Raw genomic sequence first — 21,472 nt, 5'->3', positions numbered from 1 at the left:
CCGCTTGACCGCGAGCTGCTCAGTCCTTTTCCACCGGCGCAGACGCCGGGCGTCCCGGGCGGGAACGCGTGGTTCTGCGCGGTGTGCGCTTCTGCAAGTCGGCGGAAAACTCGGCGTCGCCCAACGCCCAGCCGTGCACGGTGGCATCGGTAATGACGCCTTGCTGCGCAGCCGACTGCCCCACACGCACCAACTCGGTGTACGCCGCCTCGCGTGCGAAGGGTGTGTTGCCCAGCGCCCAATAGGTGGATGGAGGCGTGATGCGTCGGTCTGCCGTCTGGCCGATGTAGTGACGGTGGCTGGACCAAGGGTGGTTTTTCGGATCCACCACTATGCCTGCACGCACCGGGTTGAGGTCCATGTAGACCATGCAGGCAAGCAGATAGCGCTCCGTCTGAACGAGCGTGGACTTGTAGCGCCCTTCCCACAGCGTGCCCGTGCGGTGGTGCAGGTCGTTGAAATAGCGCACATAACGCCGCCCCACGGCCTGCATCATCAGCGGCACGCCCTGCGCGCTCTCGGGTGTGAGCAGCAGGTGAAAGTGGTTGTCCATCAACACGTAGGCGTGGAGCGCCACCTGGTGCTTGCGCGCGTTTTCGCTCAACAGATCCAGCAAGACCTCACGGTCGGCATCGCTCTTGACGATGTCCTGGCGGTTGTTGCCGCGCTGGATGATGTGGTGTGGGTAGCCAGGGACGGTGAGGCGGGGAAGACGGGCCATGGTGCGGAGTTGGCGTGCGGCCACGCCGCCGAATTGGAATCCGACCCCGATTATGAATGTGTGCGCCACACCATCTGAAGTCGAATCGCTATTGCCACACCCAACAACGAGGACGCGCCCGTCACAACCCACGTCCATTGCCAACCACCCACCACGGTCGCCACCCATGCTACCAGGGGCGGCCCCAGAAACTGACCCAGTGAGGAGAACTGCTGCATCCAGCCCACCGTGGTGGACACGGTGTCGCTGTCGGGCGCGAGCTTCACCGCCAGTCCAAACAAGGTGCCCGGAATCAGGCCACCGACACCGGAAAACGCCAGCACGGCGAGGTACTGCAGGACCGGGTGTCCGTCGGCACCAAATGCGACTCCTGCCCCCAGACCCATGACAACGTAGGCCAACACAAGCACCGCGCCAGGCCGCGCGCCGCGCGCGAGCCACCAACCTGCGCCGATGTTGCCAGCCATGTTGATACCTGCCGCGAGTGCGCTGAGCGAGGCCACCACCGACCCGGCATACCCGGCCTGGCTGTAGATCGTGGGCAGGAAGCCCACCACGGCCAGCCACTGCCCCGAATAGAGAAAGAACGCCAAGGCCAACAACCACGGACCGGGTGCATGCAAGGTCCGCCGCAGCCGTTCCCCCAATGCGGCAGCATCCGATCGCCTTTCAGAGACCGTCGGCAATGACCCGTCCGGTGTCACCCCCTGCGCGAGCGCTGCCGCGGCCAGCAACGACAACAGCGCCAGCAAGGCCCACGCCCAGCGCCAGCCTATGGCAGACAGCAAGGGTACGCCGAGCAGCAACGCCAGCGCGGTCCCCACCGGCATGTAGGCGCCCCACCAACCCAGGGAGCGCGAGAGCATGGGCGCGTGATGCACGCGTTGGCGCAGCAGCCCCGGCGCCGGTAGCACCGCCAGCAAAAAACCCATGCCCTCTACGACGCGTGTGGCCAGCAACACCATGACATTGGTCGCCAGGGCGCCCAGCGCGCTGCCCAGCGCCAACAGCAGCAGGCCGGCCATCATGACGCGGCGGGGGCCGAGCTTGTCGGCCATGAGACCCACCGGCAGACCCAGCGTCATGCCCGCCAGTTGCACCAGCGAGAGTAGAAAACCGGCTTGCACCAGCGTCACGCCCAGGCTCTCCGTCAACGCCGGGATGGCCACGGGCAACTTGCCCACGTGCAATGCGCAAGTCACACCTACCATCACCACGAGGGCGGCCAAACGCCGCGGATCCGAGTCTGCGTGGCTTGTCACGGAAACAGCACCGCGCCAAACAGGCGCTCGTGCTCGCGAATCGCAAAGCGGTCGGTCATGCCAGCGATGTAGTCGGCCACCGCACGGGCCAGCAGCCGACGGCGCCCGTGGGCTTCGGGCAGCTCGTGGGGCGCTTCCATGTAACGCTCGAAGAGGTCGGCGACCACGCGACGGGCCCGATCGGTGGTCTCCATCACCTGCGGATGGCGATACAGGTTGCGAAAAAGAAACGTCTTCAAGGTCTGGGAGCGTTCGCGCATGCCGTCAGAAAAAGCCACCAGCGGCGGGCTCGCGCGCACCGCAGCCGGCGAGTCCACACCCGTAGCCGTGATACGCGACTGCGTCGTCGCAATCACGTCGTAGACCTGATCGCTGAGCATGAGACGGATGGTTTCAAACAGCAGTCGGCGCCCCATGAGCGATGGGTGCGCGTCCACCGCAACTTGGCGGTAGTGCCGAAAGAGCTCGACCTCATCCAGCTGTTCAATGGCAAGCAGGCCGGAACGCACACCGTCGTCGATGTCGTGCGCGTTGTAGGCGATTTCATCGGCGAGGTTGCAGAGTTGGGCCTCCAGCGATGGCGATCCACCTTTCAGGAATCGCGACGCCACACCGCCGGGCTCTTGCTGCTCCAGTCGTTGCGCATTGGCCTTGGAACAATGTTTAAGAATGCCTTCACGGGTTTCAAAGCACAGGTTAAGGCCATCGAATGCCGGGTAGCGCTCCTCCAGTTCGTCCACCACGCGCAGACTTTGCAGGTTGTGCTCGAAGCCCAAGCCATCGCCGCCCTCAGAGACGAGGCCTGCCGAGAAGCTCTTGAGGCTGCTGTTGAGCGCATCTTGCCCAGCATGGCCAAACGGGGTATGGCCCAAGTCGTGGGCCAGCGCAATGGCTTCCACCAAGTCCTCGTTGAGCCGCAGCGACCGTGCAATGCTGCGCCCCAATTGCGCGACTTCGAGCGAATGGGTCAGTCGTGTGCGGAAGAGGTCGCCTTCGTGGTTGAGGAAGACCTGCGTCTTGTAGACGAGACGTCGAAACGCAGTGGAATGGATCACCCGGTCTCGATCACGCTGAAACGCGGTCCGGGTCGGCGCTTCGGGCTCTGGATAACGTCGACCACGGCTGGCAGCCGGGTCGCTGGCAAAGCAGGCCAACGGTCCCTTGTGCGCCACGGCGGTCGAAGGAGCCATCACACCCGGCAACTGGCGTTGATCACAGCGGCCACGATCGCATCGGGCGCACTGCGCACCGACGCGTGACCGATAGGGTCGATCACGACAAACTTGATCTCACCGGCTTCGGCCTTTTTGTCCACGCGCATGAGCGCCAGATAGCGGTCCACGTTGTTTTGCTCGTCCAGGACCGGCGCCACCAGGGGAAGACCGGCGCGGAGCACCAACTGCGCCAATCGTTCAACGAAAGCCTGGTCCACCAGCCCCAAGGCTGCCGAGAGCCGCGCCGCCATGACCATTCCGCACCCCACCGCTTCGCCATGCAGCCACGCGCCGTAGCCCATGCCGGCCTCGATTGCGTGGCCAAAGGTGTGGCCGAAATTCAGAATGGCGCGCACGCCGGATTCGCGCTCGTCCTGGCCGACGACCCAGGCCTTGATTTCGCAACTGCGGCGCACCGCAAAGGCCAGCGCGCCCGGATCGCGTGCCAACAGCGCGTCTAGGTTGGCTTCAAGCCAGTCCATGAACGACACGTCTGCGATGGGCCCGTACTTGATGATCTCCGCCAGGCCTGCGCTGAGTTCGCGATCGGGCAACGTTTTGAGCACTTCCAGATCACACAGCACCCGCTGCGGCTGGTAGAACGCCCCGATCATGTTCTTGCCCATCGGGTGGTTGATCGCCGTCTTGCCACCCACTGACGAATCCACCTGGGCCAGAAGCGTGGTCGGCACCTGCACGAACGGTACGCCACGCATGTAGCTGGCGGCGGCAAAGCCCGTCATGTCCCCCACCACCCCTCCACCGAGGGCAAACAGCACCGTGCTGCGGTCACAGCGGTTGGCTAGCAAGGCATCAAAGATGAGGTTGAGGGACTCCCAGTTCTTGTAGGACTCGCCGTCGGGCAGCACGACCGTATGCACGGAGGGGAAGCGGCTCTTCAGCGCGTTGGCCAGCCGATCGCCGTACAACGCGGCCACCGTCGGATTGGTCACGATCATCGCGCTCGCTGCGCGAGGAAGATCCGCATAGTTCGCCGCGTCGCCCAGCAGATTCGCACCAATCGCGATCCCATAGCTGCGATCGCCCAGATCGATGTTTACCCACTGAGTTTGCGAATCCGGATGCTGTGAAGTCATGGGCACCGAGTTTATTCGGTGTCCGCGCTTCAGTGGTCCGAGGTACCGCGTTCTGATGGAACCGCGGCGGCTGCTTGCCCCAACTCCACCTGCATCACAATCATATTGACGAGTGTCGCCACGGACGGGCGGCCAGTTTCGATCACGAAGTGCGACACCGTACGGTACAGCGGATCGCGCGCGTCGAACAAGTCTCGCAACCGCTGCAAGGGATCCGCCACCTGAAGCAGCGGTCTGTTGCGATCGTGGCGCAGCCGCCGGAACAGCTCTTCCGGCGCGGACTTCAAGTAGAAGACGGTGCCACGCTCATGCAAATGCATCCGGTTTTCGGATCGCAGCACTGAACCGCCACCGGTAGACACTACCGCGACGGGACCCTGCGTGAACTCGTCAACGATCGCGGCCTCAAGGTCGCGGAATCGCTCTTCACCTTCGCGCTCGAAAAACTCACGGATCGAACAGCCAAGCCGCTGCTCGATCACGTGGTCGGTGTCGACAAAGGGGAGTGCGAGGCGACGGGCAAGTTGTCGGCCCACGGTCGATTTGCCGGAGCCCGGCAGGCCGACGAGAAAACACGATGAAACGCTCAATTGATGGCCGAGCGCCCCAGCACACGTGGCGTGATGAAGATAAGCAACTCGGATTTGTTGGAGATACGGTCGCGCGATTTGAACAGATTCCCGACCCCCGGCAAATCCCCCAGCAAGGGCACCTTGTTGACCTGGTCTCGTTCGGTCTGCTCGAAAATGCCCCCGATCACGACCGTACCACCGTTTTCCACCAGCACTTGGGTTTGCACATGCTTGGTATTGATGGCAATGCCATCTGGCGTCGACTCGCCGCGGCTGTCTTTGTTGATGTCCAGATCCAGAATGATGTTGCCCTCGGGCGTGATCTGCGGCGTCACTTCCAACTTGAGGTTGGCCTTCCGGAACGCGATGGCGGTGGCGCCGCTGGACGTGGCCGTCTGATAGGGAAACTCCGTGCCTTGCTCGATCAAAGCCTTGACCTGATCGGCCGTGACCACGCGAGGGCTAGAGACGATACGGCCTTTTCCGTCAGACTCCAGGGCAGATATTTCAAGACTCAGAAATCTCGATGCATTCGGGCTGAACAGAGACAGCGCGTACGACGCCGCAGCAGCAGACCCTGGATTGGCTGGCAAGCTCACGAAGGGGGCGGACGTCAGCGTCGGACCCGCCGCGCTCGACACAGCACCATAGGTCGAGCCGAAGTTGCCATTCACTTGATTGCCGTTCACGGAGCCCACGCCAAAGCCGCGCACACCGCCGCCCAATCGCACACCCAGCGATTTACCAAAGGTGTCATCGGCTTCCACGATCCGCGCTTCGATCATCACCTGACGGATTGCAATATCGAGCTTGCTGATGAGTTCCTGCACCTGTTCCAGACGAGACGGGATGTCGGTCACGAACAGCTGGTTGGTTCGCGGTTCGGAGATCACACTGCCTCGGCTGGAGAGGATGCGAGCATTGGCGCTGCCCGAGCCGGTGCTACCCGAGCCCGTTGACGTCAATTGGGCTGCAATGTCGGCCGCCTTGGCATAGTTCATCTGGAAGGCCTGGGTGCGAAGCGTTTCCAGGCTTTCAATCGAGGCCTTGGATTCCAGCTCCTGCTTTTCCCGCGCAGCAATTTCGTCTTTGGGCGCAATCCACAACACATTGCCCGATTTGCGCATGCCCAGGCCCTTGGCTTGCAAGATGATGTCCAACGCTTGATCCCAAGGAACATCTTTGAGTCTAAGCGTCACCGCGCCGGTCACCGAGTCGGACGTCACGATGTTGAAGTTCGTGAAGTCTGCTATCACCTGCAGCAACGAACGCACTTCGATGTTCTGGAAGTTCAGTGAGAGTTTCTCTCCGTTGTACCCCGGACCTTGCGTGAGCTTGGACGCATCGATCTTTTGTTCACGCACTTCCAACACGAATTGGTTATCACTCTGGTAGGCCGAGTGCTCCCAATTGCCGGTGGGTGTAACCACCATGCGCACGCGATCCCCGGTTTGTGACGTCGTCACGCTCTGCACAGGGGTACCAAAGTCGCTGACATCGAGGCGACGGCGCAAGCCCTCGGGCAAGGAGGTCTTGAGAAATTCAACCACCAGATTTTGACCTTGCTGCCGAATGTCCACGCCGACCTGGTTGTTGGCCAGTTCGACCACCACGCGACCCGCGTTGCCAACACCGCGACGAAAATCGATGTCACGCAGGGCGGCGACGTCACGATTCCGGTTTTCGGCGAACGCTGACGGAGGTGCGGTGGGTGCCGACACCGGCTGCGCACGTTCAAGGATCACCAACAACGTCTTGCCTTCGATCTTGGCTTCGTAAGCGGCCGCCTGCTTCAGGTTGATGACAACACGCGTTCGGTCACCGGCTTGAACGACGTTGGCCGACCGAAGATTGCCTTCATTGATCTCGACTGCGTTGCGACCAATGGCATTGGCGACCCCCGGGAAATCCAGCGCAATGCGCGCTGGCGCCTGAACAGTGAAACCAGTAGGCAACGCGGTCAACGGCTCGGTCGTATTGATGCGAACAACCTCCACGCCACCTTGAACGCCTCCTGTCACCGACTGGATTGCGTTCTGAGCATGCGCCCAAACGGCGGTCAACGCCATGCATGCGAACATGGCCCCCTTGAGCATTCCGCGCTGCACACCCGCGAATACGGTCGCCTTGTTTGGCTTGTTGTTCATTTAGAAGCATCCTCTTGTAACTGCAGCGCCGCAGCGCGCTCCGTCCATTCCCCAGCGGAATCCTGCACGATCTCGCGCATCACCACTTCTCGTTCGGTAATTCGGGTGACTCGCCCATAGTTCTGGCCCAGATAGCTGCCCGGCTTCACTTGGTACAACAACTCGCCCACCTTGACCAAAGCCACCAGTTGACCATCGCGATTCAGACTGCCCACCAAGGACATCGTGTCGAGCGGAAACGCCTCCAAGGGCTGTTTGCGCCGATTAAGTTCGGGCTCGATAAGTGCCGAATTGACCACAGGCGCCGATTGAGAACCACGTAAGGCGCTGGCCAGTTTCTCACTGCTGAAGGGTGGCGTCAGGCGCTCGCCTTCGTACGCTTGCGGAACGAATTTGGTCGGCTCGGGAATGGGAGCGACCGAAGGCCTGATCGAATTGCGTTCGCTCTGCATCCAGGCTTGAAGTTCGTCTTGACCGGACGACGTGCACGCCGCCAACGCGAACGCCAGCACCAGAGTGCCGCCCACGGATATCCCTCGAATCTGCATCACTTCTTCGCTCCCTTCGCCGCCTGCTGTTGCGCGGCAACCTCCTCCTGATCGAGGTACCGGAAGGTCTTGGCCGTTCCGTCCATGGTCAGCACGCCTTCACGGTCCTTGACAGGGGTCAGGCTGAGGTTGTTGAGCGTGACGATGCGAGAGAGGTTGGCAATATCTGCCGCGAACAGCCCAATGTCGTGGTAGGTGCCCGTCACGCGCAACGCGATCGGCAGTTCAGCGTAGTATTCCTTTACGCTCACTTGGCCAGGACGAAACAGCTCGAACTGCAAGCTGCGGCCCAACCCGGCCTGGTTAATATCCGACAGCAGCGCGTCCATTTCCGCTTTACTGGGAAGTTGCTTCTCAAGCTGTGTCACATACTGCTGCACCTGCTCAAGTTGCTTGCGCAGAGCATCCAGATTGACTGCCTGTACGAGCTTCTTGCGATAGTCCTCGCGAAGCTGCTCTTCGCGCGCTTTCTCCGCAATCAGTTCTTCATCGGATGTCTTCAGCCATGCAAACCACAAGCCCGCGATCACGGCCACACACACGGCGACAAACAATAGGTTACGAGGTAGCCCCGGCCACTGAGATGGGTCATTGGGATCAAGGCCAGTGAATTGGCCTTTGAGCTTGTCCTGGATTCCCTTGAAATCCACATTCATACTGGGCGATTTGGCCATGGTGCGCGGTCCTGGATCAACCTTTGCTGGGAGCGGCGACGGCGGGCGCAGCAGATGGGCGCTTGAGTGAAACGCGAATCGTGAAGTTCGAAACGCGGCGTTGCTCGCGCCCCGCCTCTCCAAACCTCGCCGCAACAATCTCTACCAGCTCAGGCTTGACCAACCAAGGGCTGTTGTTGCCGAGATTGCGCAGCAGATCCGATACACGTTCTTGCGACTGCGCCACCCCCAGGAGGAGCACGCTCTGGCTCTCTTGCTTCATGCTGGTCAGGTAGACGCCATCGGGCAACTGCTCGGCCAGTTCGTCCAGCAGATGCACGGGAAGATTGCGATCGCCTTGCAAATTTTCCACCGCCGTCTGGCGCGCGCGCAAGGACGCGATTTCGCGCTGCAGATTGGCAATGTCCTTGATCTCTGCTTCCAGTTTGGAAATCTCGGACTGCAGAAACTGGTTTCGCTCCTGCTGTTCTGCGATCTGGCCTTGATACCAAGTAAAGACGGCACCACAAATCACGCCACCGAGCAGTGCGGACAAACCCAACTGCGTGAAGAACTGATCCTTTTGCCGCTTTCTGGTCGCCTCGCGGTGAGGCAACAAGTTGATCAAGATCATTGGTAAAACCTCCGCAGCGCCAAGCCGGTGGAGGTCAGGTACGACGGTGCCTCGCGAGAGATTTTTCGGGCCTGAATCGAGGTGGCCATTTCCATCGCATCAAACGGATTGATCACCATGCACGCGAACGAGGTCTGGTGGGTCACCGCCTCCGTGAGTCCAGGCAATGCCGCACTGCCCCCGGCCAGCAGAATGTGGTCGAGTTTGTTGTAAGGCGTGCTTGTAAAAAAGAATTGAAGGGCTCGCCCGATTTCCTGGGCCATGCTCTCGATGAACGGATCCAGCACAGCCGCGCGGTAGTCGTCGGGCAGGTCGCCGGAGCGCTTTTTCGCCTCAGCCTCGTCCGACGAGAATCCATACTGACGGACGATGAGTTGTGTCAGCTGGGCACCGCCGAAAGCCTGATCGCGCTCATACAGCACGTCGTCGTTGCGTATCACCTGCATGCTGGTGGTCAGAGCACCCACTTCAAACAGCGCCACCAGAGAATCCACGCCTTGGTTCGGCAACGTTTCAATCACGCGCCCTGCTGCCATGCGGGATGCATAGGACTCAACGTCCATGACCACCGGCTTGAGCCCCGCGGCTTCAGCCAGGCCCTGCCGATCCGACACCTTTTCCTTGCGCGAAGCGGCGATCAACACTTCCACATCGCCGACCGAACTTGCACTGGGTCCGATCACGCAAAAATCCAGGCTCACTTCATCCAGCGAAAAGGGAATGTACTGATTGGCCTCGGACTCCACCTGGGCTTCCAGCTCCTTGTCTGAAAGGCCGCCCGGCAGAATGATTTTCTTGGTGATCACCGCCGAGGCCGGCAGCGCGAGTGCCACGTTCTTTGTCTTGCTGCCACTCTTGCGCACAACACGGCGTACCGCTTCCGCCACCTCATCGAATTTTTCGATGTTGCCATCGGTGATCCAGCCCCGCTCCAGCGGTTCCATGGCGCAACGCTCCAGCACCAGATCGCCCGACCGGTTGCGGCCAAGCTCCACCAACTTGACACTGGAGGAGCTGACGTCGATGCCCAACAAGGGCGCCGGTTCCCGGCTGAATAACGACCCCAATGAGATCAAGGTGGCCCCCAAAAATGGTAACGACAGGTGTCGTCAAACTTAAGAATTCACTTCAATGCTAGCAGCAAGCCCATTGTCCAGCAAAGATTTTTTGCCTTTGAGACAAAGTGAAACGTTGTCAAAAGCATACGCATCAAGGCCCATCAAGAATTGCTTTATCGGCGCGTTGGCCGCGAACTTCGCAACGACTCACAATACGCCGACGCGACCGGTTGCCGGCTCGCGGATTTTTATAATCAAGGGCCACGGCTCTGAACGACTGCATGCCCAAAACAGACACTTCTTCAACCCACTCCTCTGACGTACCAGTATCGGCCGGGCACCCTGTGCTGATCTGGCTGGGTCGCTTGGTGGTGGGTCTGGCCGGACTGGCGGCGGCGGGTGTTGCGTGCGTGTTGATGGCCGTCGGCATCGCGCTGGCAGTGGCCTATCCCAACCTGCCGGAGGTGGCGGGATTGGCGGATTACCGGCCCAAGTTGCCCTTGCGGGTGATCACGGCCGACGGTCAATTGATCGGCGAGTTTGGTGAGGAACGGCGCAACCTGCTCACCATTCAAGAGATTCCCGCGGTGATGAAGAACGCGGTGCTGGCCATCGAGGACGCGCGGTTTTTCGAGCACAACGGCGTCGACTACCGCGGCATGATCCGCGCGGCGCTGGCCAATTTGCGGCAGGCAAAAAGCCAGGGCGCATCGACCATCACGATGCAGGTGGCGCGCAATGTCTACCTGTCCGCGGAGAAGAGCTACACGCGCAAGATTTATGAGGTGCTGCTGACCTTCAAGCTCGAGCACATGCTGACCAAGGAGCAAATCCTTGAGATCTACATGAACCAGATTTATCTGGGTCAACGTGCCTACGGCTTTGCGGCGGCATCCCAGATCTATTTCGGCAAATCGCTCAAGGATGTGACGGTCGCCGAAGCAGCGATGCTCGCGGGCCTGCCACAGGCACCGTCGGCCTACAACCCAGTGAAGAACCCTCGGCGGGCGCGCAGCCGTCAGTTGCACATCATCGACCGCATGGTCGAGAACGGGTTCATAACCGCCGAGGAAGCCGAAGCGGCCAAGTCCGAGCAGCTCAAGCTGCGCTCACTGGGCGGGTCCGACCGACTGCACGCCGAGTATGTCGCGGAGATGGTGCGTCAATCCATCGTTTCCCAGTACGGAGAAGAGGCGTACACGAGAGGTCTGGTAGTCACCACGACGCTCAAGGCCGCCGAACAACGGGCCGCTTACAAAGCCATGCGACAGGGTGTACTGGACTTCGAACGGCGGCAGTTTTACCGCGGTCCGGAGTTGTTCATCGACTTGCCGAAAGAGCGGCCGGCGCTGGACGACGCCATCGATGAAGCCCTGAACGAGCGGCCAGACAATGACGACTTGCTGTCGGCGGTGGTGCTGGAAGCGAACGCCAAGCGGGTGGTTGCCGTGCGACAGGATGGTGAACCGTTCGAGATCACGGGCGAGGGCCTCAAGCCGGTGCAATCGGGTCTGTCGGACAAGGCCGGCCCGAACGTCAAGATTCGACCGGGCGCGGTCATTCGGGTCGTGCAGACCGCGCCCAAAATCTGGCGCATTACGCAATTGCCGGAAGTGGAATCGGCGTTCGTGGCGCTAGATCCCAACACTGGCAAGGTGTTCGCGCTGGTGGGCGGGTTCGATTTCCAGAAGAGCAAGTTCAACCACGTGACGCAAGCCTGGCGCCAGCCCGGTTCCAGCTTCAAGCCTTTCATCTACTCGGCGGCGTTGGAAAAGGGCTTGACGCCCACCACCGTGGTCAACGATGCACCCCTGTTCTATTCGGCCGGCGAAACCGGGGGCAAACCCTGGGAGCCCAAGAACTACGACGGCCAGTTTGAAGGCCCCATGTCCGTGCGCCGCGCGCTGGCCAAGTCCAAGAACATGGTGTCGATCCGCGTATTGCAGATGGTCGGCACGCGAAGCGCACAGGAGTGGGTGTCTCGCTTCGGCTTCGATGCGGACAAGCACCCGCCCTACCTGACCATGGCACTGGGCGCCGGCGCCGTCACCCCGATGCAAATGGCTACCGGCTACGGCGTGTTCGCCAATGGGGGTTACCGCGTTCCCCCAGTGCTGATCTCCCGCGTGAGCGACCACAAGGGCAAGGTGCTTTACGAAGCACCCGAACCCACGCTGAGCGACACCCAACGCGCCATCGAGCCGCGCAATGCGTTCATCATGAACAGCTTGCTGCAGGAGATCACACGCACAGGTACCGCCGCGCGCGCACAGGCCACTTTGAAGCGCCCTGACCTCTACGGCAAAACCGGCACCACCAACGATTCCGTGGATGCGTGGTTTGTCGGTTACCAACCTTCCATCGTGGCCGCCGCATGGGTTGGTTATGACGCGCCGCGCAACCTCGGCAGCCGCGAGACCGGTGGCGGTTTGAGCTTGCCCATCTGGATTTCGTTCATGTCGGAGGCGCTCAAGGGTGTGCCGGTGGCGACGTACACCCCGCCAGCGGGTGTGGTCAACGTGGGCAACGAGTGGTACTACGAAGAATACGGCCCCGGGCGCGGCGTGCACAGTTTGGGCTTGCAGGACCCGATGCCCGGTGCGGCGGCACCCACCTCCGAACTCGATGCCAACGGTGCCCCCGTGCCCAAGCCTGTGGCGCCGATCGAGGAGCGCCGCAGCATCCTCGATCTGTTCAGGAACTGAACGCCAGTTTCAAGCCGGCTTGCTCGGACGCGCACCGTGACAGGTGGGCGAAGAATTCGCCCTGCCCCTTGGTGTCCATCCAGACCTTGCCGTCGTGCTTGTAGTGGAACCCACCTGCGCGGGCCGCCATCCACACCTCCTGCAGGGGTTTCTGCAGGTTGATGATGATCTGGCTGCCGTTGGCAAACGTCATGGTGACCATGCCGCCCACGCGCTGGTTGTCGATATCGGCGTCGGTGTGGTCGTTGATGCGATCGCACGCCAGTTCAACCGCCTTCAGCAAGGCTTCCGCGTGGTCCTGATATTCAGAGTCCGTCATTACAATGCGCCGATGTTTGGTTCAAAACGCATTCTAGGTGGGGCTGCCGGCCCCTCGCGTCGCATGGCCATCGCTGCGATGTGCACGGGCGCACTGCTTCTGAGCGCTTGCGGCCAACGGGGGCCGCTGTATCTGCCGCCGCCCAAGCCCGCGACCGAGAAGCCCGCCGATCAAACGCCACGTCCCGCGCCAGCCCCTCCGGCTCAGCGCTGAATCCTCTCTTCTTCTCTGTCTCGAATGACCACACCATCTGGCCTGCCGGCTGCCGCACTCTTGCCGTTTTTTACCTATCAGGACCAGCAGTTGACGGTCGAAGGTGTGCCGCTCGATCGACTGGCCCGTGAGCATGGCACCCCCTTGTTCGTGTACAGCCAGGCCGCCATGCTGAACGCGCTGGCGGCGTATCAACGCGGGCTGGCGGGTCGCCCCCATCTGATTTGTTACGCCATGAAGGCCAACTCCTCGTTGGCGATTCTGCAGACGCTGGTGCGCGCGGGCTGTGGCCTGGACATCGTCTCGGGCGGGGAACTCGAGCGCGCGCTCGCCGCGGGTGTTGAACCTGCGAAGGTGATCTTCTCTGGCGTGGGCAAGACCCGCGCCGAGATGCGGCAGGCGCTGACGGTCGGCATCGGTTGCTTCAACGTGGAAAGCCGCGCGGAACTCGACGTGCTCGACGAAGTGGCTCGCGGCATGGGGCTGCGCGCGCCGGTGAGCGTGCGCGTGAACCCCAACGTGGACGCGCAAACCCATCCCTACATTTCCACCGGGCTCAAGGGCAACAAGTTCGGCATCGCGCACGAAGACGTGATCGACACGTACATCCACGCCGCGGCTTGCGGCGGGTTGCGCGTGGTGGGTATCGACTGCCACATCGGCTCGCAGATCACACAGACCGGGCCGTACCTGGACGCCATGGACCGCGTGCTGGACCTGGTGCAGGCCATCGAGGCCAAGGGTGTCTCGATCGAGCACATCGACTTCGGTGGTGGACTGGGCATCGACTACCAGGGCGACACCCCGCCCGAGGCCGACGCGCTCTGGGCTCAGCTGCTGCAGCGCATGGACGCGCGGGGCTTCGGTGACCGCAAGATCTTCATCGAGCCAGGTCGATCGCTGGTGGGCAACGCGGGCGTGTGCCTCACCGAAGTGCTGTACCTCAAACCCGGCGAGCACAAGAACTTCCTGATCGTCGACGCCGCCATGAACGACCTGCCGCGCCCGGCCATGTACCAGGCGTTTCACCGCATCGTGCCGCTGCGGCAACCGCATCCCGACGTTGATACGACCACCTGGGACGTGGTCGGCCCGGTGTGCGAAAGCGGTGACTGGATCGGGCGGGATCGCGCGCTCGCGGTGCAGTCGGGCGACTTGCTGGCGGTGATGTCGGCTGGCGCCTATTGCATGAGCATGGCCAGCAACTACAACACGCGCGGCCGCGCGGCCGAAGTGCTGGTGGACGGCACCCAGGCCACACTCATCCGCGAACGCGAGACGGCCGCCGACCAGTTCCGCACCGAGCGCATGCTGCCACCCACCTGAACACGCGGGGGCGTTTTACGCCGACGGCTTGCGCAGAAAGCGGCGCCACAAGCGCCAGCCCAGCAACGACGCCAGGATCGCGGCATACACCGCCACTTCCGCAAAATCGTTCTTGCCCGCGCGCATCCAGAAGAAGTGCAGCACCGCCAGCCCGGCGATCACATACACCGCGCGGTGCAACATCTGCCAACGCGCCGCCCCCATGGTGCGGATGGCGCGGTTGAACGACGTGGCCGCCAGCGCCAGCAGCAGCAACCAGGAGAGGAAGCCCACCAGGATGAAGGGGCGCTTGGCCACATCGGCCGCGATGCCGGACAGGTCGAACTCCATGTCGAACCAGGCGTACGACAGCAGGTGCATGCAGGCATAGAAGAACACGAACAGCCCCACCATGCGGCGCAAGCGCGCGAGCGCAGGCCATCCGGCCGTCACGCGCAGCGGCGTGATGGCCAACACCAGCACCAGAAACCGCAGGGTCCAGTCGCCCAACGAACGGATCAACGCCTCGGCGGGGTTGGCGCCGAGTTGGTCGCTGAATGCCGCCCAGACCAGCCAGGCGAAGGGGAGGCAAGCGAGCACAAAGCCCACAGGTTTGGCCGCGCGGTGCCCGAGCCAGCGGTTGATGCGCGAGCCGCCGGTCAGCGGCGGGCGCAGGCGGACGGATGCGCTGGATGAGGATGAAGACGGCACGGTAGGGTCTTTGCCGCTCAGTACAGCTTGCGCAGATCCATGCCGGCGTACAACTGCCCCACCTGGGCCGCGTAGCCGTTGAACATCAGCGTCTGGCGGCGCTTGGCGAACAGGCCACTGCCCTCGCCAATCCGGCGTTCGGTGGCCTGGCTCCAGCGGGGATGAGACACCTCGGGGTTGACGTTGGAGTAAAAGCCGTATTCCTGGGGCGCGGCCACGTTCCACGCGGTGCGTGGCTCTTTGTCGGTAAAGCGGATCTTCACCAGCGACTTGCCGCTCTTGAAGCCGTACTTCCAGGGCACGACCAGCCGCAGCGGCGCGCCGTTCTGGTTGGGCAGCACCTCGCCGTACATACCGAACGCCAGCAAGGTCAGCGGGTGCATCGCTTCGTCCAGCCGCAGGCCTTCCACGTACGGCCAACCGAGCACGTTGGAGCGCAGCCCGGGCATCTGCTTGGGGTCGGCCAAGGTCACGAACTCAACGAACTTCGCGCTGCCTTGCGGCTGCACCTGCTTGATGAGCTCGCTGAGCGAGTAGCCCACCCAGGGAATCACCATCGACCAACCTTCGACGCAGCGCAGGCGGTAGATGCGCTCTTCCATCGGGCTGAGTTTGAGCAGTGTGTCGAGATCGAAGGTGCCGGGCTTGTTCACCAGGCCTTCCACGCTCACCGTCCAGGGTCTGGGCTTGAGCGTCCTGGCGTTGTCCACGGGGTCGGACTTGTCGGTGCCGAACTCGTAGTAGTTGTTGTACGAGCTGGCGTCGTTGTACGAGGTCAGCGGCTCCATCGTCATCGCCCCATCGACCGCGGAGCGCTTGCCCGGCAGGGCCGCAAGTTTGCCGGGTTTGGGCGTAGCGCCTGGCGTCTGCGCCCACGCATCGCGCCCGGCCCAGGCGGTCATGCCGCCGCCAACTGCTGCCGCGGTGAGCAGCCATTGCCGTCGGTTCTGATAGACCGACTGCGACGTGATCTCGCTGGGCAGGGGGTGGTTGAAGCCGTCGTCGCGCGTGCGGAAATTCATGGCGCTGTCCTTGGTGGATGGGGCCCTGCCGCGGAGGATGCCGCGCGGGCTTCGTCAGTCATGAGACCGACGCCATTCTTGCAAAGTTCCGGCGCCCGCGCCGTTATCAGAGCTCGCCGTAGCTGTGCAGGCCGGAGAGGAACATGTTCACGCCGATGAAAGCAAAGGTCGTGATCGCCAGCCCCACCAGCGCCCACCAGGCCGAGACCGTGCCACGCAAGCCCTTCATGAGGCGCATGTGCAGCCACGCCGCGTAGTTCAGCCAGACGATCAGCGCCCAGGTTTCCTTCGGGTCCCAGCTCCAGTAGCCCCCCCAGGCCTCGGCCGCCCACAGCGCGCCCAGCACGGTGGCGATGGTGAAGAAGGCAAAACCCACCGCGATGGCCTTGTACATCACGTCGTCCAGCACCTCGAAGCTGGGCAAGCGCTCGGCAATGCGGCGGCGGCCGAACAGGATGGTGCCCACGATCAGCGCAGATACGCCGAAATACACGAACCAGTAGCTGCCACCGTTCTCCGCTGCCGTTTGGCGGAACACGATGGGTTCGAAGCACAGCACCACGCCCAGCAACCACAGCGGCGCGAGCTTGTACCAACGGCTCTCGCTCGCGCTCTGTTTGATCAGGTAGGCAAACGCAAGCATGGCCGCGATGGCGAAGGTGCCATAGCCGATGAAGTTGGCCGGCACGTGCAGTTTCATCCACCAACTCTTGAGCGCAGGCACCAGCGGTTGAATGGCGTGCGCCTCGCGCACCAGCGTGTACCAGAGCAGGAAGCCCACGGCGGCGCTGACCACCAGCATCACGAACGCGCCCATGCGGCGGGTCTTGTACTGGTCTTCGTAGTAGAGGTAGAACGCCGTCGTCATCCAGCAGAACAGCACGAACACCTCGTAGAGGTTGCTCACCGGGATGTGGCCGATGTCGGGGCCGATCTGGTGGCTCTCGTACCAGCGCACCATGGAGCCCACCAGGGCCAGCGTCACCGCTACCCAGGCCAGGCGCGAGCCCAGCACTTCAAAGGTGTCGCCCGCGCGCTTGAACATGCCCACCCAATAGAACAGGGTGCTCATGAAGAAGAGCACGCTCATCCACAGAATGGCCGACTGGCTGGAGATGAAGTACTTGAGCAGGAACGCCTGGTCGGCACGCGCCAGGTCGGCGCCCGTGGGCGTCTGGTAGAGCCAGATGGCGAGCAGCGCCAGCGCCGCCACCACCACCGTCAATGCACGCAGCGGACGCCAGAACCAGCCCAGCCAGATCATGGCCGGCACCGTGCCCACGAGGATGGCCTTTTCATACCCATCCATGGCCGCGTTGTAGCGCATGAAGGCCCAGGCCGCGCCCGCGATCACGAACGCGGCAAACAGCCAGTCCCACACGTTGCGGCGGGCAAAGTAGTGGGGCTCCAGTCCCTGGCCCTGCTGGCCTTTCTTCAACTCGATGGTGTGCGAGGACGCGGCGGCGGTATTCATGGTTGCACCTTCAGCAATTGGGTCTTCAACAGGTCGAACTCGCGGTCGGCTTCCATCGTCTTGCGGTTCGTCGACAAGGCCATGCGGGCCTGCGCGTGGTGGTCGCGCGATGGCGAGAGCCACACCCAGAGGCGGCGCTCGCGGACATAGAGCATGGCAAAAACGCCCAGGATGAGCAACAGGCAGCCCAGGTAGACGATGTTCTGCCCCGGCGCGCGCGCCACCTGGAACACGCTGGCCTGCACGTGCGTGAAGTCCTTGAGCTGGAACGTCATGGGCGCGGGGTAGAAGAAGGTGTCGCTCAGGCTGATCACGGCCTGCGACATGAACTGCTGCGTGGCCTCGCTCTGCGCCAGCGGCGGCAGGCCGGCGCGTTCGCGGCTGAGCTGCATCAACTCGAACAGCGTGCCATTGAGAATGCGCACCAGCACGTCGCTGGCACGTTCGCGCTCGGCCTTGGGCACGTTGCTCTCCAGAAATGCCGAGACCGCCTGCAAACCACCGCGCACGGCTGGCGCGCCATTCGCCACCGGCGCGTTCACCGCTTCCGCACCGGCAAACAGGCCCAGCGCCCGCGTGGCCGATGCGGCCAGCGCCTCGGCCAGCTCGGGTCGGCCATCTTCCACCGCCGCCTTCGCATAGCGGCGCACCGCCTGCTCGCGCAGCGCGGGATCGCCCAACGCGGCGCGCAGGCCCACGAAGCCGTCCATCCCGTCCTTGTCGTCCACGGGGATGCGCAGATAGCGGAACGGCTCGGACGGCGTCTCGCGCAGGCCCAGCAGGTACACGCGCGCGCCATCGATCTCGACCGGCAGCATGTAGTTGTGGTACTCCACCGCCTGCCCGGCCGCGTCGCGCAGTTTGTAGGTGATGCTCGGCCCCACGTTGCGCAGCGTCTTTTCGGTCACGGTCTTGTGGCCCGACCCCAGCCGGCTTTCGATTGAACTGCGCAGGTCCACCTTGCGCACGTCCGTGGCCGCGCCGGCGCTGGAGCCCGCGAAGTTCTCCACGTTGATCACGCGCAGGCCGGTGTACTCCAGCGTCAACTTGTCGTCGCCATTGCTCAGCGCGGTCGTGCTGCCGATCGTGCCCTCGACCTCGAAGGGCGCGGTGGGACGGTTCAGTGGCACGGCCTGCAGCTTCACGCGCGAGCCGCCGTCGTCAAAGCTGGACTGGTAGATGTTGATGCCGCGGTGGCTGGCGGGGTGGTTCACCTCCACGCGCGCTTCCTTGCTCTCACCCGTCTCGTTGTCGTGGATCACGATCTCGCTGGCAAACAGCTTGGGCATGCCGGTGTCGTAGTACTCGACGATGAATTTCTTGAGTTCGACGCCAAACGGCAGATCCTGTAGCAGCACGCCCTGCGGCTGGGCCAGGATCGCGGTGCCCGCCGTCGTGCCTTCGGTCACCAGCAGGTTGCCGCGAAAGGTGGGGTTGTTCGCCGAGAGGCGGTGCTGGGCCGGCACGTCGGCGATCAGGCCGCCGCCCATGAACGGGGATTTTCCGAGGAACCAGGTCTGCGCACGCACCATCAGATCGCCATCGAGCAGGCCGCCGATGCACACCAGCACGATGGCGCTGTGCGCGGCGATGTAACCGATCTTGTTGGCCGTACCGGTCTTGGCCGCCACCATCCAGCCCGTGCCCGTCGGCGTGACGCGCGATTGCAGCTTGACCTTCCAGCCCGAACCCAGCAGCGTCTGGCCGATGCGGTTGGCCGCGGCCTCCGGGGTTTCGCCCAGTTCGCCTTCGGCGCGGTGGGGAAAGGCTTTCAGGCTCTGCTCGCGGATGTTTTCCTTGTAGGCCTTGAAGTCCGCCAGGATCTTGGGCGTGTTGCGGGCGATGCACAGGCTGGTGCTGATCACCAGGAAGGCCAGGATCAGCAGGAACCACCACGCGCTGTAGACCGAGAACAGGTGGGCGCTGGCGAACACGTCGGCCCAGAACGGCCCGAACTGGTTGACGTAGTTGATGAAGGGCTCGTGCTGCTTGACCACGGTGCCGATCACCGACGCGATGCAGATCACGGAGAGCAACGAAATCGCAAACCGCATGGACGAGAGCAACTCCACCGTGCCGCTGACGATGGGAGAGCCGGTGCGGATGTGCAGGCCTTGGGTGGAAACGGTCATGGACGGATCAGTGGGGAACGGTGCAACAAAAAAGGGCGGCTCCGGTGTTCCCGGAACGCGCCCTCATGTGATGTGTTTTTTGTCTGGCGGTTCAGCGCCCGGCGAGGTTTATTGCATTGTGCCGGCAAATATCAACACATTCTTATATGTCAACCCGCAGCGCGGGGGTTTGCGGCTCAGCGCAGGCCGGCGATGTAGTCCGACACCGCCTTGATTTCGTGGTCGTTCATCTTGGAGGCCACGTCCCTCATCTGCACGCTGTTCTTGCGGGTGCCATCGCGGAACTGCTTGAGCTGGGCGGCGGTGTACTCGGCTTGCTGGCCCGACACGCGCGGGTACTGCGCGGGAATGCCAGCGCCATTGGGGCTGTGGCAACCGGCGCAGGCGGCGATCTGGCGGTCGGCAATGCCACCGCGGTAGATGCGCTCACCCAGTTTCACCAGGTCCTTGTCGGTGGCGGCGCCGCCCTTGTCTTTCTGGCTCGCGAGCCAATAAGACACGTTGCGCATGTCGGCGTCGGACAGGGCCGAGGCGAAACCCTTCATGATGGCGTTGTCGCGCTTGCCCGACTTGAATTCCTGCAACTGCTTGACGAGGTACTCGGGGTGTTGCTGCGCCAGCTTCGGGTTGGCCGGCGTGGTCGAATTGCCATCCGCCGCGTGGCAGGCCACGCATGTCTGGCCGTAGAGGGCGCTTCCTTTGGCCAGATCAGGCTTGACCGATTGCGCCTGGGCAGTGAACGACAGGGCTGCGGCAGCAGCGGCGCAAAGGAAAGAGACGGACAATTTCATGACGGGGCGGGCGTCGGTGCGACGGGTTCGGTTTATGGAATTTCGCGCTTTGCGTGGACAAAGCCGATCGATTTTACAATGTCCCACCGGGAAAACCCCCAAATGACCCAACGCCCCACTCCAGCCCCCAAGACCGCTTCGCCGTCACACGACGCCACGGGCCTCAAAGCCCCACCACCCCACGCTGGAAAACCCCTGACCGATCTCAAGCCCGACGCCAAAGTGGCACATGGCTGGCTCCACACCGCCCGCTTCCTCACCACCGCGCCGCAACTCGAGCACCTGCCGCCGCTGGAGGTGCCCGAAATCGCCTTTGTCGGACGCTCCAACGCCGGCAAATCCACCTGCATCAACACGCTGACGCAACAGAAGCGCCTGGCCTTTGCGTCCAAGACGCCGGGCCGCACGCAGAGCATCAACCTGTTCTCGCTCGGCAAACAAGGCGTCACCGACGCGGTGCTGGCCGACCTGCCGGGTTATGGCTACGCGGCCGTGCCGCGCGAAGCCAAGCTGCGCTGGCAGCGCGTGATGGGCAACTACCTGCTCACGCGCGAAAACCTCAAGGGCGTGGTGCTGCTGATCGACCCGCGCCTGGGTTTGACCGAGCTCGATGAAATTCTTCTGGAGGTGATCCGCCCTCGGGTCGAGGCCGGCTTGAAGTTCCTGGTGCTGCTCACCAAGTCCGACAAGCTCAACCACGCCGAGTCGCAAAAGGCGCTGTCGATTGCGCGCCTGCAGTCCGGTGGCGGTCACGCCATGCTCTTCTCGGCCTTGAAGAAGAAGGGGCTGGACGATGTGGCGATGCTGCTCTGGAACTGGGCCCACGACGAGGTCAAAGCGGCTCCTGCAATGGTCCAACCACCGCTCGACGACGAGCCGCCCGCGCTGGACTGA

At 62.8% G+C, this 21,472-nt stretch carries 20 protein-coding genes; 4 read left to right on the top strand and 16 right to left on the bottom strand.

The window, feature by feature from the left end:
- Positions 1 to 19: 19 nt before the first annotated feature.
- Genes FFS09_RS05250 through FFS09_RS05205 form a run of 10 tightly spaced genes read right to left on the bottom strand, consistent with a single transcriptional unit; the run spans position 20 to position 9,924 of the window.
- Positions 20 to 721, bottom strand: coding sequence for a transposase (locus tag FFS09_RS05250; protein WP_137917809.1), 702 nt, complete (start codon positions 719 to 721; stop codon positions 20 to 22).
- Positions 722 to 771: 50 nt separating this feature from the next.
- On the bottom strand, positions 772 to 1,932 hold the full coding sequence (locus tag FFS09_RS05245; protein ID WP_137917934.1) for an MFS transporter: 1,161 nt from the start codon (positions 1,930 to 1,932) through the stop codon (positions 772 to 774).
- Between the two features lie 47 nt (positions 1,933 to 1,979).
- On the bottom strand, positions 1,980 to 3,173 hold the full coding sequence (locus FFS09_RS05240; protein WP_137917808.1) for a deoxyguanosinetriphosphate triphosphohydrolase: 1,194 nt from the start codon (positions 3,171 to 3,173) through the stop codon (positions 1,980 to 1,982).
- On the bottom strand, positions 3,173 to 4,294 hold the full coding sequence (gene aroB, locus FFS09_RS05235; protein ID WP_137917807.1) for a 3-dehydroquinate synthase: 1,122 nt from the start codon (positions 4,292 to 4,294) through the stop codon (positions 3,173 to 3,175). The genes FFS09_RS05240 and aroB overlap by 1 nt, the downstream gene beginning before the upstream one ends.
- Positions 4,295 to 4,323: 29 nt before the next feature.
- Positions 4,324 to 4,884 carry a shikimate kinase gene (locus FFS09_RS05230; RefSeq protein ID WP_137917806.1) on the bottom strand — a complete coding sequence of 187 codons (561 nt, stop codon included), beginning with the start codon at positions 4,882 to 4,884 and terminating at the stop codon, positions 4,324 to 4,326.
- Positions 4,881 to 6,962: a type IV pilus secretin PilQ gene (locus FFS09_RS05225; protein WP_252374251.1), complete on the bottom strand. Its 2,082-nt coding sequence runs from the start codon at positions 6,960 to 6,962 to the stop codon at positions 4,881 to 4,883. Before FFS09_RS05225 ends, FFS09_RS05230 begins: the two co-directional genes overlap by 4 nt.
- A gap of 47 nt (positions 6,963 to 7,009) precedes the next feature.
- Positions 7,010 to 7,561 (bottom strand): pilus assembly protein PilP, encoded by a 552-nt coding sequence (locus FFS09_RS05220; protein ID WP_137917933.1) that lies wholly within the window; start codon positions 7,559 to 7,561, stop codon positions 7,010 to 7,012.
- Positions 7,561 to 8,235, bottom strand: coding sequence for a type IV pilus inner membrane component PilO (locus FFS09_RS05215; protein ID WP_137917804.1), 675 nt, complete (start codon positions 8,233 to 8,235; stop codon positions 7,561 to 7,563). The genes FFS09_RS05220 and FFS09_RS05215 overlap by 1 nt, the downstream gene beginning before the upstream one ends.
- A gap of 16 nt (positions 8,236 to 8,251) precedes the next feature.
- Positions 8,252 to 8,848 carry a PilN domain-containing protein gene (locus FFS09_RS05210; protein WP_137917803.1) on the bottom strand — a complete coding sequence of 199 codons (597 nt, stop codon included), beginning with the start codon at positions 8,846 to 8,848 and terminating at the stop codon, positions 8,252 to 8,254.
- The gene (locus tag FFS09_RS05205; RefSeq protein WP_137917802.1) at positions 8,845 to 9,924 is read right to left on the bottom strand and encodes a pilus assembly protein PilM; all 1,080 of its coding nucleotides are present in this window, start codon (positions 9,922 to 9,924) and stop codon (positions 8,845 to 8,847) included. Before FFS09_RS05205 ends, FFS09_RS05210 begins: the two co-directional genes overlap by 4 nt.
- A 263-nt stretch (positions 9,925 to 10,187) precedes the next feature.
- On the opposite strand from FFS09_RS05205, the gene FFS09_RS05200 reads away from it, so the two are divergent.
- Positions 10,188 to 12,611 (top strand): penicillin-binding protein 1A, encoded by a 2,424-nt coding sequence (locus FFS09_RS05200; protein ID WP_137917801.1) that lies wholly within the window; start codon positions 10,188 to 10,190, stop codon positions 12,609 to 12,611.
- Here the strand turns inward: FFS09_RS05200 and cyaY are convergent.
- Positions 12,601 to 12,930: an iron donor protein CyaY gene (gene cyaY / locus FFS09_RS05195; protein ID WP_137917800.1), complete on the bottom strand. Its 330-nt coding sequence runs from the start codon at positions 12,928 to 12,930 to the stop codon at positions 12,601 to 12,603. The genes FFS09_RS05200 and cyaY overlap by 11 nt on opposite strands.
- Positions 12,931 to 12,942: 12 nt before the next feature.
- Here cyaY and lptM point away from each other — a divergent pair, with 12 nt between their 5' ends.
- Together lptM and lysA are read left to right on the top strand one after the other, a co-directional pair.
- A complete protein-coding gene (lptM, locus tag FFS09_RS31500) occupies positions 12,943 to 13,143 on the top strand; it encodes an LPS translocon maturation chaperone LptM (RefSeq protein WP_137917799.1) in 201 nt (66 codons plus the stop codon).
- 24 nt (positions 13,144 to 13,167) lie between these two features.
- Positions 13,168 to 14,469, top strand: a complete 1,302-nt coding sequence (lysA, locus tag FFS09_RS05185) for a diaminopimelate decarboxylase (protein ID WP_137917798.1) — start codon at positions 13,168 to 13,170, stop codon at positions 14,467 to 14,469.
- A 15-nt stretch (positions 14,470 to 14,484) separates the two neighbouring features.
- Here the strand turns inward: lysA and msrQ are convergent, their stop codons facing one another.
- The 5 genes from msrQ to FFS09_RS05160 all read right to left on the bottom strand — a co-directional run bounded on the left by msrQ (position 14,485) and on the right by FFS09_RS05160 (position 20,578).
- Entirely contained in the window at positions 14,485 to 15,111 is a 627-nt protein-coding gene (gene msrQ, locus FFS09_RS05180) for a protein-methionine-sulfoxide reductase heme-binding subunit MsrQ (RefSeq protein ID WP_502703720.1), read from the bottom strand.
- Between the two features lie 65 nt (positions 15,112 to 15,176).
- A complete protein-coding gene (gene msrP / locus FFS09_RS05175) occupies positions 15,177 to 16,181 on the bottom strand; it encodes a protein-methionine-sulfoxide reductase catalytic subunit MsrP (RefSeq protein ID WP_137917797.1) in 1,005 nt (334 codons plus the stop codon).
- A gap of 106 nt (positions 16,182 to 16,287) precedes the next feature.
- A complete protein-coding gene (ccsB, locus tag FFS09_RS05170; protein ID WP_137917796.1) occupies positions 16,288 to 17,655 on the bottom strand; it encodes a c-type cytochrome biogenesis protein CcsB in 1,368 nt (455 codons plus the stop codon).
- Positions 17,652 to 19,787 (bottom strand): cytochrome c biogenesis protein ResB, encoded by a 2,136-nt coding sequence (locus FFS09_RS05165; protein WP_137917795.1) that lies wholly within the window; start codon positions 19,785 to 19,787, stop codon positions 17,652 to 17,654. The genes ccsB and FFS09_RS05165 overlap by 4 nt, the downstream gene beginning before the upstream one ends.
- A gap of 176 nt (positions 19,788 to 19,963) precedes the next feature.
- On the bottom strand, positions 19,964 to 20,578 hold the full coding sequence (locus FFS09_RS05160; RefSeq protein ID WP_137917794.1) for a c-type cytochrome: 615 nt from the start codon (positions 20,576 to 20,578) through the stop codon (positions 19,964 to 19,966).
- A gap of 102 nt (positions 20,579 to 20,680) precedes the next feature.
- Between FFS09_RS05160 and yihA the strand changes: the two genes are divergently transcribed.
- On the top strand, positions 20,681 to 21,472 hold the full coding sequence (gene yihA / locus FFS09_RS05155) for a ribosome biogenesis GTP-binding protein YihA/YsxC (RefSeq protein ID WP_137917793.1): 792 nt from the start codon (positions 20,681 to 20,683) through the stop codon (positions 21,470 to 21,472).

This window comes from Hydrogenophaga sp. 2FB (genome assembly GCF_005503365.1).
In the GTDB taxonomy this organism is placed as follows: Bacteria; Pseudomonadota; Gammaproteobacteria; order Burkholderiales; family Burkholderiaceae_C; genus Hydrogenophaga.
Note: the sequence above shows the minus strand (reverse complement) of the source record. Positions and strands in the feature narration are given on the sequence as shown.

Bases quoted from the DNA above. Each gene is read 5' to 3' on its own strand.
- FFS09_RS05250 (WP_137917809.1), bottom strand. From the start codon at position 721: ATGGCCCGTCTTCCCCGCCTCACCGTCCCTGGCTACCCACACCACATC.
- FFS09_RS05245 (WP_137917934.1), bottom strand. From the start codon at position 1,932: ATGGTAGGTGTGACTTGCGCATTGCACGTGGGCAAGTTGCCCGTGGCC.
- FFS09_RS05240 (WP_137917808.1), bottom strand. From the start codon at position 3,173: ATGGCTCCTTCGACCGCCGTGGCGCACAAGGGACCGTTGGCCTGCTTT.
- aroB (WP_137917807.1), bottom strand. From the start codon at position 4,294: ATGACTTCACAGCATCCGGATTCGCAAACTCAGTGGGTAAACATCGAT.
- FFS09_RS05225 (WP_252374251.1), bottom strand. From the start codon at position 6,962: ATGCTCAAGGGGGCCATGTTCGCATGCATGGCGTTGACCGCCGTTTGG.
- FFS09_RS05220 (WP_137917933.1), bottom strand. From the start codon at position 7,561: ATGCAGATTCGAGGGATATCCGTGGGCGGCACTCTGGTGCTGGCGTTC.
- FFS09_RS05215 (WP_137917804.1), bottom strand. From the start codon at position 8,235: ATGGCCAAATCGCCCAGTATGAATGTGGATTTCAAGGGAATCCAGGAC.
- FFS09_RS05210 (WP_137917803.1), bottom strand. From the start codon at position 8,848: ATGATCTTGATCAACTTGTTGCCTCACCGCGAGGCGACCAGAAAGCGG.
- FFS09_RS05200 (WP_137917801.1), top strand. From the start codon at position 10,188: ATGCCCAAAACAGACACTTCTTCAACCCACTCCTCTGACGTACCAGTA.
- cyaY (WP_137917800.1), bottom strand. From the start codon at position 12,930: ATGACGGACTCTGAATATCAGGACCACGCGGAAGCCTTGCTGAAGGCG.
- lptM (WP_137917799.1), top strand. From the start codon at position 12,943: ATGTTTGGTTCAAAACGCATTCTAGGTGGGGCTGCCGGCCCCTCGCGT.
- lysA (WP_137917798.1), top strand. From the start codon at position 13,168: ATGACCACACCATCTGGCCTGCCGGCTGCCGCACTCTTGCCGTTTTTT.
- msrP (WP_137917797.1), bottom strand. From the start codon at position 16,181: ATGAATTTCCGCACGCGCGACGACGGCTTCAACCACCCCCTGCCCAGC.
- ccsB (WP_137917796.1), bottom strand. From the start codon at position 17,655: ATGAATACCGCCGCCGCGTCCTCGCACACCATCGAGTTGAAGAAAGGC.
- FFS09_RS05165 (WP_137917795.1), bottom strand. From the start codon at position 19,787: ATGACCGTTTCCACCCAAGGCCTGCACATCCGCACCGGCTCTCCCATC.
- FFS09_RS05160 (WP_137917794.1), bottom strand. From the start codon at position 20,578: ATGAAATTGTCCGTCTCTTTCCTTTGCGCCGCTGCTGCCGCAGCCCTG.
- yihA (WP_137917793.1), top strand. From the start codon at position 20,681: ATGACCCAACGCCCCACTCCAGCCCCCAAGACCGCTTCGCCGTCACAC.